The following is a 19,453-nucleotide window of genomic DNA, read 5'->3' on the forward strand; positions in this document are numbered from 1 at the left end:
TGTTAAATTGGTTAATTGTTAAATTGCTAACTGAAAACTGCCAACCGGATTACTCATATTTTAAAGCATCAACAGGATTAGCATTTGCAACTCTAAATGATTGTAAACTCACAATAACAACCGTAAGAAAAAGCGTAATTAATCCCGATAAAACAAAAGGCAAAACAGGCATAGCTATTCTAAAGGCAAAACCGTTAAGCCATTCTCTTAATATTAAATAGGCAATAGGCCACGCAATTAAGTTCGCCAGCACAACAAGTTTGGCAAATCCTTTATTTAATAGGCCCAGGATATCAAAAATTGAGGCGCCAAGAACTTTTCTGATATTAATCTCTTTACTTCTGCGCTGAGTGGTAAATGTGGCAATGGCAAAAATCCCCATTAAAGCAAGCGCAACCGTAATGATGGATAAAAATGCGACAACACTTCGGAGTTGCATCTGTTTTTGCAGCAGCTTTTCAAATGATCTATCCAATAAGGTATATTTAATAGGAAAATCAGGCTCGAGTTTTGTCCATTCTTTTTCAATCTGTGCGATAACTGCAGCCGATTTTTGCGCAGAAACATTTACCAAAACATATCGGAGTGGATTTCCTTTAATAAATTGAAAAACAATTGGTTGATAAGCTTTTTCAGGACTATAATGATTAAAATCTTTTACCAGACCGATCACTTTCGCGTCTATTGTATGGAATTTAATCGTTTTGCCAACAGGATTTTGAAGATTAAAAGTTTTAGCTGCAGTTTCAGTCAGTATCAGTGAATTTAGGGTATCGGTTGCTATTGCAGCGCTAAACGGTCTTCCATCCACAATCTTCATCCCCATCGTATTAAAATAATCTACATCAATAGAAATAAAGTTGGCATTGTAGGTTTTTCCCTCGTTCATATAACTATTTCCACCCATATCTTCACCGGGAATATGATCGGCCCTGCTTATGCTGTTTACACCGCTGATATTTTTTAGTGTATTTTTTACTTTCTGGTAATGTGCCTCACTATCATCTTGTAAATTTATGGCCATTACCTGCTGTGGTTTATAGCCCAGATCACGCTGTTGCATGTAGTTCAACTGATTATTAATGATCCAAATGCCCGAAATAAATAAAACAGCAATAGCAAACTGAAGTACAATTAGCCCGTTTCTAATCCAATAACCATTATTACTATTCGCAAAATTTCCTTTTAATACCTTGGCAGGGATGATATTACTAATAAGTAATGCCGGATAAAGTCCTACGATTAGGGTTATGGTTAAGAGCAATAGTAAAATCTGACCGGCTATCTGACTATAATCAGAAAAGTTGTTGAGTTGGATAGACGAACCAATAGTGTTATTGAAACCGGGCAAGAAGAGTTCTACCATAATAATCGCAATAATCAGACTCAATAAGCACTGAAAAGCTGTTTCTAAAATAAACTGCATACCAATCTGCATTTTATGAGCACCCAAAACTTTTCGTACCCCCGTTTCTTTAGCCCTTCTTGTAGCAATAGTAATGGATAAATTGGTAAAGTTAACAGCAGCGATAATCAACACTAGTGTAGCCACGATAAACATCAGGTACATGTAACGCCCTATTCCATTGCCCGTAAATTCGTACTCAACATTGGCTTTTGTTAAATGTATTGCTTTTACAGGTTGCAGATAAAGTTTATTTTGGGTAATGAATTCAGAAAAACTACTTTTTTCGTCGTTTGGTAATTTGGCCAGCTCGGCATTTAATATTTCTGTACGGTTCTTATTCAATAACCCTTCTGTTTGTACTACATCACTATTTGCATTTAATTTAACATAGGTATAAAAGTTATTGCTGTAATAATCATCGCTGGCACTCTTTTTAAATCTCCGGATGAGTTTAAAATGAAAATGCGATGGAAATTTGGCCTCATCTACCACAGCCGTTACCGTGCAGGGCAATGTTTGATCAAGTATAATGGTTTCACCAACCGGATTTACGCCACTTCCAAAAAGCGTTTCGCTCATTGTTTTGCTTAAAATCAACGTTTGCGGTTTACTCAATGCAGTTTCGGCATTACCATAAACCAATGGGTAATTAAATACCTTTAAAAAATTGCTGTCAGCAAGCAAAACATCATTCACATATAAACTCTTTGTTTTTGTTTTAAGCAGCAGATCGCCAAACCAGTAATCCTGTATCCGGGTTGCGGCTTCAACAGCAGGAATTTTCTCTTTACTCACTGTTGCCATGTTACCAGGGCTTAAAGCAACATTTTCAGTTGATGACTTATAATTTACGCGATAAATATGCTCATAACCCGAATTCCAGGAATCAAATCCTTTTTCATAATTCGCATACAACATTGTTAAAATAAAAATGGTTAAGGCCACGGCCAAACCGAATATGCTGATCATAGCATAGCTTTTATTCTTCCAAAGGTTACGTAGTGCTATTTTTAAGTTGAGTTTAAACATTCCTTTGAGGTTGAGGGTTAAAAGGTTGAAGGTTGGAAGGTTGAGGTGTCTAAACCTTCTACCCTATAACCTTCAGCCTTCCAGCCATTATATCTTCTAATTTTAATATTTTATAAAAATTGTAAAATTGGGGGGATAGATTATAAACCTTCCGCCTTCCTGCCTTACTCGTATTTAAGTGCATCTACCGGATTTGCTTTTGCCACCTTGACAGATTGTATACTTACCGTAAGTATTGCTATAATAACCGACAGGCTAACCGCAGCAATAAACGGTAGCGCAGAAACCGAAATGCGGTATTCATAGCCCGATAGCCATTTGTTAATAATAATATAGGCCAACGGAAAAGCAATCAGGTTTGCAATGGCAACCAGTTTTATAAAATCTTTATTTAATAAGGTAAGGATGTTGGCTGTACTGGCCCCTAAAACTTTACGGATGCTGATTTCTTTTTTACGCTGCTCGGCCATAAATAAGGCTAAGCCTAACAAACCTAAGCAGGAAATAAAAATAGCGAAGCCTCCAAACCAGTTAGAAAGCGTTCCTAAAAGTTTTTCATTCCTGAATTTTAGCTCAAAATTATCATCCACAAATCTTATTGTTGCCGGATAAGACGGATTTAATCTTTTTACTGTTTCATTAATCTGGTTAACAGACGAAGTAACGTTATTTTTATCGTTCAACCTCATAATAATGGTAGTAGCCCGGTTAGGGTTTTGCGCAATAAGAAGTGGTTTAGCTTTCTGGTATGGCGATTCCATCACATAATCTTTTAGTACGCCAATGATCCTGATGGGCTGGTCCCAATCAATCATTTTGCCAACCGGATTTTTCATCCCCATTACTTTAACCATCGCCTCGTTAACCAAAACATTAGCTGTATCTACAAAATCTTTCGAAAAATCTCTTCCCTGTAAAATTTCCATTCCTGTAGTTTTGGTAAGATCAAGGTTAGTAAACCTAAAGTTGACCAGGATTTTATCTTTTTCGTTTTTGCCTGGCCATTTAATTCCATAAGTATTGTTTCCTCCACCAGTTAATGAGGTGCTGTATTCTGTAAAGGCTGTTATAGCACCAGATTTAAGTAATTCATCCTTTAGGATTTCGCGTTTTTCTTTTTTAGAAAATTCGCCTTCGGTAGAAATCTGTACCAGGTTTGCCTTATTATAGCCGATTGGCTTATTTTTGATATAATTTAACTGCTGGTAAATTACTCCTGTACAAACAATTAAACAGGCTGCGAAAACAAATTGAAAAACGACCAGAAATTTACGGATGGACAATGAAGATCCTCCGGAAAGTTTAAATCCTTTTAAAACTTTAACCGGATCGAAAGAAGAAAGGTAAAAAGCAGGGTAACTTCCCGCAATTACTGCAGTTAACAGGGTTAAACCCAAAAATACCGACCAAAACTTATAATCTTTATAATCTATTCCTAAGGTAATGCCCAGTAAATTATTAAAATAAGGTAAGCTTACTTCAATCAGAACAAATGCCACCAGCATACTCAAGGTGGTTAATAATACAGACTCGAACATGAACTGGCTTACCAGGTTATTGCGGGAGGAACCGATGGCTTTACGCACACCAACCTCACGCGCTCTTTTTTCTGATTTGGCAGTAGAAAGATTCATGAAATTTACGCAGGCAATTAAAAGGATACAAAAAGCTAAAAGGAAAAATATCCTCAGCTGATCTATACTTCCACCTACATTTTTACCATTTTCAAATTTATCGTACAAATGCCATTTAGAAAGCGGATGCATAAAAGGTTCGCCGTTTACCTCTTTATCATGCGCTTTGATCATCCCTTTTAACTGACTATTGGTGCGATCAAAAGATAAATTATCCTGAAGTTGCATAAACATCATACAATAGTTGTTGCCCCAGCCGCTGTTTTTTGTCCATGGATTTAATTTATCATACAATTTCCACGACATGATATAATCCAAAACTAAAGTTGAATTTTTAGGGCGATCTGCTATAACACCTTCTACCTTTAAATTTTCATTATTATCCAGCTTAACCACTTTGTTAAGCGGATCTTCATTACCAAAAAGGCTTTTAGCCAGTGTTTCTGTCAGAATCACCCCATCTACACTATTCAAAAATGTATTCGAATTCCCTTTCAACACTTTATAATCGAACATTTTAAGAAAATCAGGATCACCAAAAACGGCGTTCATTTTAAAATTGTTCTGATTATAAGATAAAAGCATCGGTTCAGGGTAGGATAAACGGCTTACCTTTGCTACACCAGGAACCTTCTCTTTAATTTCGTCTTTCAACAGACCAGGGAAAGCCATGAAACTAAAAGTTTCTGATGCAGTTTTTTGGTTGTTATAAAGTACATAGGTTTTATCATAATCCGTAAATTGTTTATCGTAACCATATTCGTAGGCTACGTACAATAACAAAATCATACAGCTGGCCAAACCAATGGCTAATCCACCCAGGTTAATGAGGGTGAAGCCTTTGTTTCGCCACAGATTGCGTAATGCTATTTTGAGGTTGAGTTTGAACATATTTGTGAGGTTTAGCGTAAAGCGTTTTGCGGTTAGCGATAAATCCACGCTGATCGCCAAACGCTAAACGTGTTACTTATTCATATTTAAGTGCATCAATTGGGTTTGCTTTCGCTACTTTAACCGACTGGACACTAACGGTAAGTACGGCAATGATTACCGACAAAGCAATGGCTACGATAAACGGCAATGCAGATATAGCGATGCGGTATTCGAAAGATGAAAGCCATTTATTTACAATGATATAGGCTAATGGAAACGCTATCAGATTGGCAATGGCCACCAATTTTATAAAATCTTTATTCAGCAACACGAGGATATTACCTGTGCTGGCACCTAAAACCTTACGGATACTGATTTCTTTTTTGCGTTGCTCGGCCATAAAAAGCGCCAGACCTAATAATCCTAAACAAGAAATAAAAATGGCGAAACCACCAAACCAGTTCGAAAGTGAGCCTAAAAGTTTTTCGTTCTGAAATTTCACTTCAAAAGATTCGTTCACAAATTTGCGGTTAACAGGATAATTAGGTTCCATCTGTTTTATTAAATCATCCATTTTAGCCAGTGACGAACTGATATTTTGATTTGGATTTAAACGCGCAATGATAACCCTCGCATCGTACTTTCCATTTGACCTAAAAATCATTGGGGATACTCTTTGGTAAACACTTTCTACCACAAAATCTTTTACAATACCAACTATAGTTAGTTTTTTACCCCAGAAAGTAATCTCCTTACCTACCGGATTCTTTAATCCCATCATTCTCACTGCTGCTTCATTTAACAATATGCTGGTTGTATCATTTGGAAATTTCGCAGAAAACTCTCTGCCGCTTACCATCTTGGTTCCAATAGTTTCAACAAAATCATATCCTATTGCCCTATGGTTAAAAGAAATTTTCTCATTCGGATTTTTACCTTCCCATTCTACACCCGTTGTATTATCTCCACCTTCAGTAAAATCTGTACTAAAAGAAGTAACATGAGTTGTTGCACCAGCGGCTATAAGTTGTGTTTTAAGCAATTCTAGCTTAGCAGCATCGTTCATTTTGCCAACTACAGCTATCTGAATTAAATTGGATTGATCATAACCAATAGGCTTGTTTTTAACATAATTAAGTTGCTGATAAATTACTGCTGTGCAGATAATTAAACTTGCGGCAAAAACGAATTGGCCAACCACTAATACTTTCCTCACCGAAGTGGATGAATCTGTTTTAAGTGTGAAACCTTTTAACACTTTAATCGGCTCGAAAGAAGATAGATAAAGTGCCGGATAACTACCCGCAATTAATCCGGTTAAAATCATTAGCCCCACTAATGTTAACCAAAACAGGCTGTTATGATAATCTATTGTTAATTTAATATCTAAAAGACTATTAAAATATGGCAAACTAACCTCAATTAAGATAAAAGCCAATACGGTGGCGATAAATGTGATGAGCAGGGATTCTAAAAAAAACTGACTAATTAAAGATTTACGTGTTGATCCGATTGCTTTACGAACGCCAACTTCTTTTGCCCTGCGCTCTGACCGTGCTGTAGATAAATTCATAAAATTTACACAGGCAATTAGCAAGATGCAAAAGGCAAGCAATAAAAATATTTTAAGCTGATCTATTTTTCCACCTACCGATTTACCGTTTACAAAATCATCGTATAAGTGCCATTTGTTTAAAGGATGCAATAAAGCTACTGATGTATTATCTTTTTGATTGCGTTTGTAAATACCATACATCAAATCATTTGCATTATTGAAAAAGTTATTATCCTTTAACTGAACAAGTGTTAAACACATGTTGTTCCCCCAATTGCCTTCCTTCACCCAGCTTTCTCGTTTTTCGAACAATGCCCAGGGCATAATACATTCAAAAATTAAGCTGCTATTTGCAGGAGCATCTTCTATTACCGCTTCTACTTTTAATACTTCCTCGTTTTCAAGCTTTACTGTTTTATTAATAGGATCTTCATTTCCAAATAATTTTGTTGCAAAAGACTTGGTCAGAATAATGGTATTTACATCTTTTAAAACTGTGGCCGCATTACCTTCAAGAAATTTATAATCCAATATTTTAGTAAAATTCTGATCGGCAAATATGGCATTGCTATTGATCTTATTTTCGCCAACGGTAATGAGTTGTTTTCTCGGATAAGTAGTGTGTGAGGCATATTTAACGCCAGGGATTTTTTCCTGCACTTCTTTAGCCATCACATTTGGTGTCCACGCCCAGCTAAAAGTTTTACCACTTGCCTCCATGTTTTGATAAACTACATAAGTTTTTTCATGATTGGAGAACTGCTTATCGTAGCTCCACTCATAAGCAACATAGAGCAACAAAACCATACAACTGGCCAAACCAATGGCCAATCCTCCAATGTTGATAAGAGAAAAGCCCTTGTTTTTCCAAAGGTTGCGTAAGGCTATTTTAAGGTTTAATTTGAACATATTATTGAGGTTGAAGGTTTGAGGTGTAAGGCTTAAGGTCAGGGCGCATAAACCATACGCTTTACCTCTTACCTTTCTTTTGCCAATCCCAAATCTCCCCATCCGGGGAAGATTATTGGGCGGCTATTATTAACTAAACTAAAATCTTTTTATAAGGTGTGAGGTTTGGGGCTGAAGGTTTAAGGTATTTTACCTTATGCCTTAAACCTTTTACCCTAAGCCTCTAAATCAGCTCTTCGTTCCGGCTTTTATTAATCTTCTCTGAGATTACATGACCATCTTTCAGGTTGATAATCCGGTTGGAGAAACTCGCATCGTGGCTCGAGTGGGTTACCATTACAATGGTGGTTCCAGTTTCGTTCAGTTCGCAGAGCAACTCCATTACTTCATTACCGTGCGAGCTATCCAAATTTCCGGTAGGCTCATCAGCCAAAACCAGTTTAGGTTTGGTAACCAAAGCCCTTGCTACGGCTACACGCTGCTGCTGCCCTCCTGATAACTGCTGCGGAAAGTGGCCACTCCGATTTACGATGTTCATCCTTTCGATGATTTCATTTACCAGTTTTTTGCGTTCGCCAGCTGCCACTTTATTATAGATTAACGGCAGTTCGATGTTTTCGAAAACCGTTAACTCATCAATCAGGTTAAAATTCTGGAAAACGAAACCCATATTCCGCTTACGGAAATTTGAGCGTTCACGGTCGTTAAGTGTTAAAAGCTCCGTATCGATAAACTTATAACTTCCACTTTCAGGCTTATCCAATAAACCCATCACATTTAAAAGGGTAGATTTTCCGCAACCCGATGGGCCCATAATGGAAACAAATTCGCCCGCAGCCACATGAAGGTTAATCCCGTTAAGCGCAGTAGTTTCTACCTCTTCAGTTTTGTAAACTTTTTCCAGATTTTCTATTTTAATCATCGTATCAAGTGTTTTTCTAGTATTTAGTATCAGGTATCAATACCTGATTATATTAATTTTATTGTCTTTTTTGGTTAGTTGGTTAATTGTTTAAATCGGTTAATCGACGCTAAACGCCATCCGCTCACCGCTCTACTTATTTATCACCACCTGATCGTACTGGTTAAACTGATCATAAGATGAAGTAATTACTTCGTCGCCTTTCTGCAAACCATCTAATATTTCGTAGTACAAATAATTTTTTCTGCCAATTTTTACATTTTTCTTGGTTGCTTTGCCATTGTTTACCACAAATACCCAGGAGCCGCCTGTACTTTGGAAAAACTGTCCCTGGGCTAAAAGCAAGGATTTGCTATTATCTGATAAGGTTAACTTGGTTTGTAATGATAACCCGCGACGTAAACCTTCAGGTGCAGGACCTTTAAACACCATTTCCACCTGAAACTGACCAGCGGTAACCTCCGGAATTACCTTGCTCACCGTTAAGTTATAGGTTTTACCGTTAAATTCACAGTTAGCCGTTTGTCCTTCTTTAACCCTGTTGATATAATATTCATCTACACCTGCCTGAAGTTTATAGCCCTGCAATACATCAATTTTCCCGATCATTTCGTTAGAATTGTATGATTTACCAATTACAGGGTCGTAAGACGATAACTTACCCGAAACAGGTGCTTTTATGGTCATATTTTCAATGTTTTTACGGATCATTTCTAAACTTTCGTTCATTTGTCCCATTGATTGATCAATTTGCGCCAACTGCATTTTCCTGCTCTGGTTTTCCTGTTTAATTGCCTGACGCACAATTTTCAATTTACCCTGATAATATTCGTAATCCTGATTCGATTTATTAAATTCCTGTAGCGTAATTACTTTTTTGGCAAAAAGCGAACTATCTAACCTATATTGGCGGGTGGCTGTTCTTAAACTGTTCTCTACATCTAAAACATCCTGATTTAAAACCCTTTGATTTTGTTCTAAATCCAATCTCGATTTACGTAACTGGTTAATCTGTTCGGTAGCAGCGGTTTGACTAGAGGTATAACTCAACATCGCATTTGAATTTGAAATTCTTAATAATGGTGTCCCTTTTACAACTGAAGCACCGTTTTCGGTAAAAATTTCGGCTACTGTACCACCTTCTGATGAACTTACAATTACCGAAGTTAATGGAACAACACTGGCATTTAGCAAAACTACATCTTCAAAATCGCCATATTCTACTTTACTGATGGTTAATTTATCAGCATCGGCGCTATAAACTTTTTTAAGCGATAAAGTGTAGCCATAAATTACAACTGCTATAAAAGCAATTGCACCACCAATAATTAATAAGGTTTTAGTGCTAAATCTTTTTTTCTCTATTTTCTTATCCATGTGTTCGGTTGTACTGTTCGGTTATCCTGATAACCAAGCTTGTGCCAAAAGCTAAAATCACATTTAAATCACTAATAATCAGCTATTTAAGTATTATTATTATTTTCACCTGTTCATTATCGGACAGTTAATGTGCGGGAACGGACAGTTTTACTAATTTTGCCTCACCCCCTTCGTCCCCTCTCCTGGAGGAGAGGGGACTGGGAGGAGAAAAGCAAGGTTCAGAGAATAGGTTTGATCCTTTCTGGTGTAAAATGAATAGCATAAAACATTATCTTTAATAGGTTAAGTTAATCTATCAGATATGGATGATTATAAGGATAAGTTATTTCACGGTGCCAATTCGAAGCTTTTTAAGTTTTCGAAGGCATTACGGAAAAATCAAACGGAGGTGGAGGAAATTATTTGGCAATGTTTGAGAAATAGAAAATCCTGAATTTTAAATTTAGAAGACAGCACCCGGTTCATAAATTTATTGCAGATTTTTATTGCCATGAGGCTAAATTAATTATTGAAATTGACGGAGAAATACACAACAATTCCGAAAATCAACAATATGACCAAAACCGTACTAATGAACTTATGGAGATTGGAATAACGGTAATCCCTTTTACAAATGAGGATGTAAATAATAATTTGGATGAGGTTATAAAAGTTATTAAAAGTCACCTTTTTGCGCTGAAATAAATGGCAGGGCAAAAATATAAAACCTAATAAGAATTGTGGGTTCAAACCACTTTACCATAAATCCCTCTCTTGAAGGAGAGGGATAGCAAAAAAGAATAAATATATACTAACTTTAATAGGGAGAGGTTATGCTAGACGCCACAGTTTTAATTATCGATGATGATGACGATATTCTGCTTAGTGCCCGTTTGTTCTTAAAACAGCAGGTAAAGCAGGTTATTACCTGTAAATCGCCTAAAGAAATTAATGTTTTATTGAGCAAGAATGAAGTAGATATCATTTTACTTGATATGAATTACCAAAAAGGTGCAAGTGATGGACGAGAGGGGTTATATTGGCTTGAACATATTTTATCGATCGATAAAGATTATGTGGTAATCTTAATGACCGCATTTGGCAACGTAGAATTAGCCGTTAAAGCGATCAAAAAGGGAGCTACCGATTTTATTTTGAAGCCCTGGGAGAATGAAAAACTTTTCGCCACCATTTCTGCAGCTTCAAAACTCCGTGAATCGACCAGAAAAGTTAAAAAACTCGAAAAAATACATTCTTCCCTACAAAAAGATCTTACAAGGGGTTTTGAGAATATTGTTGGACAGGCAGAAGGCATAAAACAATTACAGGCTACCTTATTAAAAGTGGCACCAACAGATGCCAATGTGCTTATTTTAGGCGAAAATGGTACTGGTAAACAGGTTTTCGCTTATGAAATCCATGGAAATTCGCTGCGCAAAAATCATGTTTTCATGCACGTTGATTTAGGCTCCTTAAACGAAAACCTATTCGAAAGTGAATTATTCGGCTATGCCAAAGGAGCTTTTACAGATGCCAAAGAGGATAAACCAGGTCGTTTTGAGCTTGCAGATGGTGGAACAATCTTTTTAGATGAGATTGGAAATTTAACCTTACCGCTTCAGGCCAAACTATTAAGCGTTTTACAAAACCGAACAGTTACCCGTTTGGGAGAAAGTAGAGAACGTAAAGTAAATGTGCGTCTGATCACCGCCACTAATATGCCTTTGAATGAAATGGTTGCTAAAAATACATTCCGGCAGGATTTACTTTTCCGGATTAATACGGTTGAACTGTTACTGCCACCTTTACGTAAACGTGGAACGGATATTTTATTGCTGGCCAATCATTTTATGCAGGTTTTTAGTTCCAAGTACCATAAAGAAATCCGTAATTTAAGCAACAAGGCAGAAAATGTATTATTAAATTATAAATGGCCGGGCAATGTTCGCGAATTACAGCATGTACTGGAGCGGGCCGTAATTATGAGTGATGGAAATGAAATTTCGGAAGAAGATTTACAATTAAGCCAGCAGCGTTTTGCACAGAATAATTCAATGCCCGATGAAATGGCGCTCGAGGATATGGAGAAAATGATGGTGCAGAAGGCGATCGATAAACACAAAGGAAATATATCAAAAGCCGCAGCTGAGCTGGGTTTAACCCGGGCCGCACTTTATAGAAGAATCGAGAAATTTGGAATCTGAGAGAGGTAGAAGGCAGGAAGGTTGAAGGCCTAAGGTTATATGCCATTTTTCAACCCTAAACCCTAAACCCTATACCTTAAACCCTAAACCTTAACTATGTTCTACCAACGCTTTACCTTTCGTTTAGTATTCCGCCTGGTGATTATCAATCTCCTCGGTTACCTCTTATTTTACCTGATAAAAAATACACAACTCTGGTTTACCATTATTGGTGTTGCGTTAATTTTATTGGGTACTATTATTTCGCTTTATTATTACATCAACCAGATCCGGTCAGACATTAATCGTTTCATTTTGGCGGTTAAAACACGAGATCACACTTTAAACTTCAAAAATAAAGTAACCAGAGGCAGTTTTCCCGAGCTTTACGAATCATTTAGTGATATTTTACTCGTGCATAAACAGATCAGGTTAGAACAAGAAGCCATGTTTCAGCTGATCAAAACCATTTTAGAACAGGTTCCGGTTGGTGTAATTGTGGTAAACAATACAACAGAAGAAAGAGATGAGGAAATTGCCTTTTTCAACCAGGCCGCATCAAATCTTTTGGCTGTACCCGCTTATAAGTATTGGCATCGGTTAAAACAGCATCTCCCGGCATTTGGAACTGAAATAGAGCAGATTTTAACGGGCGGAAAGCGCTTTTTGGAACTAAAAATCCAGGATAAACTGATCCAGTTATCAACAGAGGTAATTCCCTTAAACCTTTATGGGAAAAACTATACCATCATCAGTTTCCAGAACATTAAAGATGAAATTGAACAAAAAGAAACGGAGGCATGGAACAGGTTAATCGGCGTTATTTCGCATGAAATTTTAAATTCCATCACCCCCATCAGCTCATTATCGGATACGATCAATAAAATGGTAACCGATAAAAAGAATTTAACGGAGGATGAAATGGACGATTTAAAAACAGCCTTACAAACCATACAAAGACGTTCGTCCGGCTTGTTGGATTTTGTAAAAGATTACCGCTTAATTGCCGAACTGCCTACGCCTAACCTCGAATCGCATACCATTGGCGAAATATTAAAACACATTAAAGTTTTAATGCAACCATTTGCAAAGGTTAAAAATGTGGTACTGGATGTAGAGCAAACTTCTTCAAAAATCACGGTACAGCTGGATTTAAAATTAGTGGAACAAGTACTGATCAATCTGATTACCAATAGTATTTATGCGGTTGAAAACAGAGAAATGCCGCACATTAACGTAAATTACCGCTTAGAAAACACCAAACTTTATATCGATGTTAGCGATAACGGAAAAGGAATTGATGCGGGAGATTTAGAGAAAATTTTCGTCCCGTTTTACACCACAAGGAAAAATGGATCGGGTATTGGATTAACCATTAGTCGCAACATCATGAAAATGCATAAGGGAAGTATTGAAGTAATTTCTACACCTGATAGTGGTACAACTTTTTCATTGGTATTTAACTATGTTTAATCATTTGAATGTTTTTTTGGGTTAAAAATCCAAACAAAACCAATTTGATATGCTTTTAATGATGTAGATACATCAAATACAAGCATGAAGACAGTTATAATATCGAACAGACTACCCGTTAAAATCATTGAAGAAAACGACAAATACACGTTTATTCCCAGCGAAGGCGGCCTTGCCACCGGCCTTGGCGACGTGTACAAATCAGGCAACTCTATCTGGATAGGATGGCCCGGAATCGAGGTTCCGGAAGAACGTCAAGAAGAAGTTACACAAAAACTCGCCGAATTAAACCTCTATCCGGTTTTCCTCACCCAAAACGAAATTAATTTATATTATGAAGGTTTCTCAAACGAAGTATTATGGCCCGTATTTCATTATGTGGTCACTTATGCTCATTTTGAACAGAGTTATTGGGAATGTTATAAATCAGTAAACGAAAAATTTGCAAAGAGCGCCATGCAGGTGCTACAAAGAAAAGATAAAATCTGGATTCAGGATTATCAATTGCTACTTTTACCCGGCATTTTAAGAGAAAAATTACCCAACGCCACTATTGGCTTCTTTCAACATATCCCCTTCCCTTCTTACGAAATATTCAGGTTAATCCCCTGGCGGGAAGAAATTTTAAACGGATTGATTGGTGCCGATTTAATCGGTTTCCACACTTACGATGATGTGCGTCATTTTATCAGCACCGCAACACGTTTACTTCCGGTAAATTCATCATCAAACGTACTCAACAGCAACGAAAGGCAGATTGTAGTAGAAGCTTTTCCAATGGGAATTGATTATGATAAATTTTCAAATTTAACTACCTCCGAAGAAGTAAAAAAAGAAATTGACTATTTCAGGGCGGGGAAAGAAGATATGAAAGTGATTCTTTCTATCGATCGGTTAGATTATAGCAAAGGTATTTTAGAACGATTAAAAGCTTTAGAACTTTTGCTGCAGCTCCATCCCGAATATATCGGTAAAATTGAGCTTTTTATGATTGTGGTCCCCTCACGCGATAACGTTCCTCAATATAGCGAGCTAAGAGATCAGATCGATCAGTTTGTGGGCAATTTAAATGCACGGTACCGCTCCATTAACTGGATTCCGGTTAATTATTTCTATCGCTCCTTCCCTATTGAGGTATTATCGGCACTTTATGCTACGGCCGATATTTGTCTGGTTACACCCATGCGCGATGGAATGAATTTAGTGAGCAAGGAATATGTGGCCAGCCGGAACAACAATGATGGGGTACTTATTCTAAGTGAAATGGCTGGCGCCTCCAAAGAGTTAACTGATGCGGTGATTGTGAACCCGAATAACCTGGGCGACATTATGGAAGCCATTGTAACCGCATTAAAAATGCCTTTGGAAGAACAAAATCAGCGTATGAAAGCTATGCGTGCAACTGTAGAAAAATTCAATGTAAAACATTGGGTAAACAATTTTATTTTAAGATTAAACGAAGTGAAAGATTCTCAAAAATCGTTATTAACAAAACATGCAGTAAATACCATTAACGAAGTAATTGCTGCAAAATACGCCAAAACAACCGATAGGGTACTGTTTTTGGATTATGATGGTACACTGGTAGATTTTACCGGAAATATTGATGACGCTTCTCCGGATGACGAACTTTATGATTTAATAGAAAACCTGACCATTGATAAAGCAAATAAAGTTGTTATTATTAGTGGAAGAAGGCACGAAACTTTGGAACAATGGTTCGGGCATTTAAAGGTCGATCTGATTGCCGAGCATGGTGCCTGGCAAAAATCGTATGGAGATAAATGGAACAGCCTCCCCTTACTCACTGATCAATGGAAACAGGAAATAAGAACCCTGTTAGAAACCTATACCGATCGTACACCAGGATCGCTTATTGAAGAAAAAAGTTACTCATTGGTTTGGCATTACCGTAAAGCCGAAGAAGGATTGGGCGATTTAAGGGCCAATGAAATTATCAGCCACATGAAAATTCTTGCTGCAGATAAAGGCCTGCAACTGATGCCCGGTAACAAGGTAATCGAGTTCAAAAACATGGAGGTAAATAAAGGCAAAGCAGCTTTAAACTGGTTATACGATAAAGACCCCGATTTTATTCTGGCACTTGGTGATGACCATACGGATGAAGATATTTTTAGGGCGCTACCAGATGATGCTTTTACCATTAAGGTTGGCAACAACATTTCTGAAGCGAAGTATTATTTAAACGATTTTAAGGAAGTAAGAAAGTTGCTTTGGAGTTTGGTAAAGGAAGAATTTGTAGAGCGGGGTTAATTTTTATAACACCAAGGTCTGTGTCTCCACAGACCTTTTTTATAATAGCTTTGACAACTTTAATATGCGTTGTGCGTGTTAAAGTTGTCAAAGCTCTTTGATCCATATACTTACAAAAATATAGGTCTATCCAGTTTAATTGCAATACGGTAGGCCGCATTCATTAATCCAACATGACTATAGGCCTGCGGAAAATTACCCCACTGACTGCCGGTTTTTGCATCAACATCTTCGCTAAACAAAAGCAGGTGGTTACAGTATTTAATGATGTTTTCAAATTCCTTAATTGCTTCATCAGTCCGGCCTACACAGGCTAAAGCTTCCACATACCAGAAAGCACAAATTAAAAATGTGGTTTTGGGTTTTCCGAAATCATCGGCATGCAGGTAACGGTAAAAGAGCCCATCTTCAGTTTTCAATTCCTTTTCCAAGGCAATTAAATGGTCTTTTGCCCGGTCTGAAGCCGGATCTAAGTAGTTCATCATAATCAATTGCAAAGTACTCGCATCTAAATGCGGACTTCCAACTGCATTGGTATAAACTTTTCTTTCCGGGTCGTAACAGGCTTCGATATGTGCAGCGGCTTTATCAATTAACACCTGCGCACGCTTTTCGAAATCTTCATTCCCGATTGTTTTTGCCATTTTTAAAGCGGCCTGAGCGCCAGCCCATTGAAATAAGTTACTGTAACAATGCACATTGGCAATATTCCTGAATTCCCAGATACCCGCATCCTTTTCATCAATGGTTCGTTCAATTTTAGAAAGCACACTTTCAATCCATTTTATTGAGTCGCTACGTTCCGAGAATACGAAACGGTGATCGGTATAAAGGGGCAACATCGAAATCAACACCTGTCCGTAAATATCATTCTGAATGTGCTCGTAAGCCTGATTCCCTATTCTGATGGGCTGCTCACCTTTGTATCCTTCCAAATGGTCTAAAGTACGTTCCGTAATTTCCCGCTCACCTGCAATGCCATACAAAGGTTGGTACCGCGTATCTTCAGCATGAGAAATATCAGACAGATAGTTAAAATATTTCTCCATTTCTTCAAAATGCCCGATGTGATTTAACGAGGTTAACACATAGTGCGAATCGCGCAACCAGCAATAGCGGTAATCCCAGTTCCGCGTACTTCCAGGCGATTCCGGCAAACTTGTGGTACTGGCGGCAATAATTGCCCCGGTATCTTCATACTGGTGGATTTTTAAAACCAAAGCCGATCGGATGACAAAAGGTTGATAAAATCCTGCTATAGAGGAGTGTTTGATCCATAACCGCCAGTAAGCAACAGTTTCACGCAGGAAGTTTTCGGCTGTACTCACCACAGGCGCTTCAAGGTTTTGTCCATAAGTCATAATGAGGTATTTCGCCTCATTTAGTACAAATGCTTTTTCATCAATGATATAAGTAAGCGACACATTGGTACTTAAGCGGATATTTTCATCACAACCTAAATAATCGATGTGATTACTACCCCTGATCGATTTCATTTTACCTTTTCCATAATCGCAAACCGGTTCGCATTTAATGGTAATGCGCGGATTGCCCTCTAAAGGTTCAATTTTTCTGATGAACATTAAAGGCTTAAAATAACGCTCGTAAAGGTGAAAGCGTGGAGCAAAATCGGTTATGCGGTATTTTCCATCTTCAGCGGTGATTTCTGTCCTTAAAACATTGGTATTTTCGATATAATATTGGGTAGAAGTAAATTCACCTTGTGGTAAAATAGAAAACTCGCCTCCTTTTTTCTTGTCCAATAAACTCCCAAAAACAAACGGACTATCAAAACGTGGCCAGCAAAGCCATGAGATATCGGTATTTTTATTTACGTGTGCAATGAAAGCGCAATTTCCTATAATTCCTGTTTGATAAAGGTGCTGTTCGGCCATAAGCTAATTTTTGTTTATTTTACTAACAAGCTTATAGGGAAAATGTTGGGTAGAAAGATTAAAAAGAGACTATGTAAATATTTTTCGAGTTATTTTTCTCCCAAACCGTCATGCTGAATTTATTTCAGCATCTTTTCCAGCTATTTATTAGACCCTGAAATAAATTCAGGGTGACGTATCGATTAACCTGCGAGATGTAGAAGGAAAATTCTACTTACTTTTTGGAAATGTAAGGTTCAGTGTTAATGGCGGCCATTAGTCCTGCTATCGCTTCATGTCCTCACTCGTACCTCGCTCCGGGCTTTCTGCTTTATCAGGTTTATGAATAAGGGGGTCTGCAATCCGAAGACTAAATCTATTTGGAAACGGTTTCTCTCTTGCGTTAGGGATTGTAAGGGGTCAGTGCCGATTCTTCATCGGTACCGGAGCGAAGCGCAGCCCTGAAAAGCCCGCCACTTTCCCGTATTTCACGGGATTGGGGAATGCCCAAATCAGTTAATAATTTTCAGTTGGCAATATTCCGTATCCACTTCTTTTATCTGCAAATAACGAACTATTTTTAGTCATCCCAGGGATTCTCGTCGAACTCAGAATTATAATCAGACAATAAAAAAGCCAGTCACGAAAAATCGTGACTGGCCTGTTGATGAATAATGATTATCTTAAATTACTGTTCCACTTGGTACAACAGCACCTTTTTTAATTACTACTATACCATCTTTAACGGCATAAAGTTCAAAATCTCCATCTTCTAAATGGTCGCCGCCGTTAATTTTTACATCGTTACCAATGCGGCAGTTTTTATCTATGATGGCGTTATTGATAAAACAACGGTCGCCGATACCAATTAGAGAATTACCCTTACCCGTTTCCTCCTGTATCTCTTCTAAGGTTTGGTACCTGTCGCTACCCATAATATAAGCATTGGTAATTACTGTATCCTTTCCAATCCTCGATCTGATCCCTAAAACAGCGTGTTCTACTTTGCTTGCCTGAATAATGCAGCCTTCGGCAATAATGGTTTTATCTAAAGTGGTACCCGAAATTTTTGAAGGAGGCAACATACGCGCCCTGGTAAAAATGGCGTGATTGCTATCGAACATATTAAATTTAGGAATTTCATCCGTTAAGCCTAAATTGGCCTCAAAGAAAGAAGAAATATTACCAATATCAGTCCAATAACCTTCATACTGATAGCTTAAAACCCTGCTTTGAGTAATTGCCCTTGGCAAAATTTCTTTACCGAAATCTTTTTCCTCTTCATTTTCATTTAAGATGTTGATCAGGTATTCGCGGTTAAAAACATAAATACCCATCGATGCCAGGAAATTACGACCTTCGCCCTGCATTTCTTCACCTGTATCAGAAACCCACTCCTCTAAACCGGTTTTAGGTTTTTCGATAAAAGAGGTGATCATGTTTTCATCATCAGCCTTTAAAATACCAAAATCAGTAGCATCTTTTGCCGTTACCGGAATGGTAGCAATGGTAATTTCTGCATTGGCCTCGATGTGTTTTTCGATCATATCTTTAAAATCCATCTGGTAGAGCTGATCGCCAGATAAAATTAAAATGTAATCGAACTCATGCGAAACAATGTGATGCATACACTGACGGACTGCATCTGCTGTACCTTGAAACCAACCTGAGTTTTGTACAGTTTGTTCAGCCGCCAAAATATCAACAAAAGCCGTACTAAAGTGGCTAAAGTGATACGTGTTTTTAATGTGTTTGTTTAGGGATGCCGAATTAAACTGTGTTAACACAAACATACGGTGGATGCCTGAATTAAGGCAATTGGAAATTGGGATATCTACCAACCGATATTTACCAGCAATCGGAACTGCCGGTTTTGAACGTGTTTGTGTTAGTGGCGATAATCTAGAGCCCTGGCCACCGCCAAGGATAACGCCTAAAACTTTGTCAGTCATGCTTAAGC

General features: G+C 37.7%; 11 protein-coding genes. 4 read left to right on the top strand and 7 right to left on the bottom strand.

The features are described 5' to 3' along the window. Positions 1 to 49: 49 nt before the first annotated feature. From U859_RS0108465 to U859_RS0108485, 5 genes are all read right to left on the bottom strand, one after another. Positions 50 to 2,437 carry an ABC transporter permease gene (locus U859_RS0108465; protein ID WP_025142966.1) on the bottom strand — a complete coding sequence of 796 codons (2,388 nt, stop codon included), beginning with the start codon at positions 2,435 to 2,437 and terminating at the stop codon, positions 50 to 52. Positions 2,438 to 2,601: 164 nt separating this feature from the next. Beyond that, positions 2,602 to 4,962 (bottom strand): ABC transporter permease, encoded by a 2,361-nt coding sequence (locus U859_RS0108470; protein WP_025142967.1) that lies wholly within the window; start codon positions 4,960 to 4,962, stop codon positions 2,602 to 2,604. 76 nt (positions 4,963 to 5,038) lie between these two features. Further along, on the bottom strand, positions 5,039 to 7,510 hold the full coding sequence (locus U859_RS0108475) for an ABC transporter permease (protein WP_240183029.1): 2,472 nt from the start codon (positions 7,508 to 7,510) through the stop codon (positions 5,039 to 5,041). A 121-nt stretch (positions 7,511 to 7,631) separates the two neighbouring features. Beyond that, positions 7,632 to 8,330, bottom strand: coding sequence for an ABC transporter ATP-binding protein (locus tag U859_RS0108480; protein ID WP_025142969.1), 699 nt, complete (start codon positions 8,328 to 8,330; stop codon positions 7,632 to 7,634). Between the two features lie 132 nt (positions 8,331 to 8,462). Next, complete coding sequence (locus tag U859_RS0108485; protein WP_025142970.1) at positions 8,463 to 9,707, bottom strand: efflux RND transporter periplasmic adaptor subunit; 1,245 nt, start codon at positions 9,705 to 9,707, stop codon at positions 8,463 to 8,465. Positions 9,708 to 10,139: 432 nt separating this feature from the next. Between U859_RS0108485 and U859_RS32635 the strand changes: the two genes are divergently transcribed. The 4 genes from U859_RS32635 (at position 10,140) to U859_RS0108510 (ending at position 15,619) form a co-directional block, all read left to right on the top strand. Beyond that, complete coding sequence (locus U859_RS32635) at positions 10,140 to 10,394, top strand: endonuclease domain-containing protein (RefSeq protein ID WP_410477223.1); 255 nt, start codon at positions 10,140 to 10,142, stop codon at positions 10,392 to 10,394. Positions 10,395 to 10,522: 128 nt separating this feature from the next. Next, positions 10,523 to 11,893: a sigma-54-dependent transcriptional regulator gene (locus U859_RS0108495; RefSeq protein ID WP_025142971.1), complete on the top strand. Its 1,371-nt coding sequence runs from the start codon at positions 10,523 to 10,525 to the stop codon at positions 11,891 to 11,893. 96 nt (positions 11,894 to 11,989) lie between these two features. Then, a complete protein-coding gene (locus U859_RS0108500; RefSeq protein ID WP_025142972.1) occupies positions 11,990 to 13,345 on the top strand; it encodes a sensor histidine kinase in 1,356 nt (451 codons plus the stop codon). Positions 13,346 to 13,429: 84 nt separating this feature from the next. After that, on the top strand, positions 13,430 to 15,619 hold the full coding sequence (locus U859_RS0108510) for a bifunctional alpha,alpha-trehalose-phosphate synthase (UDP-forming)/trehalose-phosphatase (RefSeq protein ID WP_025142973.1): 2,190 nt from the start codon (positions 13,430 to 13,432) through the stop codon (positions 15,617 to 15,619). A 110-nt stretch (positions 15,620 to 15,729) separates the two neighbouring features. Here U859_RS0108510 and U859_RS0108515 read toward each other — a convergent pair whose 3' ends face one another. Together U859_RS0108515 and U859_RS0108520 are read right to left on the bottom strand one after the other, a co-directional pair. Then, the gene (locus U859_RS0108515; RefSeq protein ID WP_025142974.1) at positions 15,730 to 17,514 is read right to left on the bottom strand and encodes a glycoside hydrolase family 15 protein; all 1,785 of its coding nucleotides are present in this window, start codon (positions 17,512 to 17,514) and stop codon (positions 15,730 to 15,732) included. Between the two features lie 662 nt (positions 17,515 to 18,176). Then, positions 18,177 to 19,445 carry a glucose-1-phosphate adenylyltransferase gene (locus tag U859_RS0108520; RefSeq protein WP_025142975.1) on the bottom strand — a complete coding sequence of 423 codons (1,269 nt, stop codon included), beginning with the start codon at positions 19,443 to 19,445 and terminating at the stop codon, positions 18,177 to 18,179. Positions 19,446 to 19,453 lie beyond the last annotated feature (8 nt).

Origin of the sequence: Pedobacter jeongneungensis, assembly GCF_000633455.1 — a bacterium.
Taxonomy (GTDB): Bacteria; Bacteroidota; Bacteroidia; order Sphingobacteriales; family Sphingobacteriaceae; genus Pedobacter; species Pedobacter jeongneungensis_A.

Bases quoted from the DNA above. Each gene is read 5' to 3' on its own strand.
- U859_RS0108515 (WP_025142974.1), bottom strand. From the start codon at position 17,514: ATGGCCGAACAGCACCTTTATCAAACAGGAATTATAGGAAATTGCGCT.
- U859_RS0108480 (WP_025142969.1), bottom strand. From the start codon at position 8,330: ATGATTAAAATAGAAAATCTGGAAAAAGTTTACAAAACTGAAGAGGTA.
- U859_RS0108465 (WP_025142966.1), bottom strand. From the start codon at position 2,437: ATGTTTAAACTCAACTTAAAAATAGCACTACGTAACCTTTGGAAGAAT.
- U859_RS0108500 (WP_025142972.1), top strand. From the start codon at position 11,990: ATGTTCTACCAACGCTTTACCTTTCGTTTAGTATTCCGCCTGGTGATT.
- U859_RS0108485 (WP_025142970.1), bottom strand. From the start codon at position 9,707: ATGGATAAGAAAATAGAGAAAAAAAGATTTAGCACTAAAACCTTATTA.
- U859_RS0108470 (WP_025142967.1), bottom strand. From the start codon at position 4,962: ATGTTCAAACTCAACCTCAAAATAGCATTACGCAATCTGTGGCGAAAC.
- U859_RS0108495 (WP_025142971.1), top strand. From the start codon at position 10,523: ATGCTAGACGCCACAGTTTTAATTATCGATGATGATGACGATATTCTG.
- U859_RS0108520 (WP_025142975.1), bottom strand. From the start codon at position 19,445: ATGACTGACAAAGTTTTAGGCGTTATCCTTGGCGGTGGCCAGGGCTCT.
- U859_RS0108510 (WP_025142973.1), top strand. From the start codon at position 13,430: ATGAAGACAGTTATAATATCGAACAGACTACCCGTTAAAATCATTGAA.
- U859_RS0108475 (WP_240183029.1), bottom strand. From the start codon at position 7,510: ATGGGGAGATTTGGGATTGGCAAAAGAAAGGTAAGAGGTAAAGCGTAT.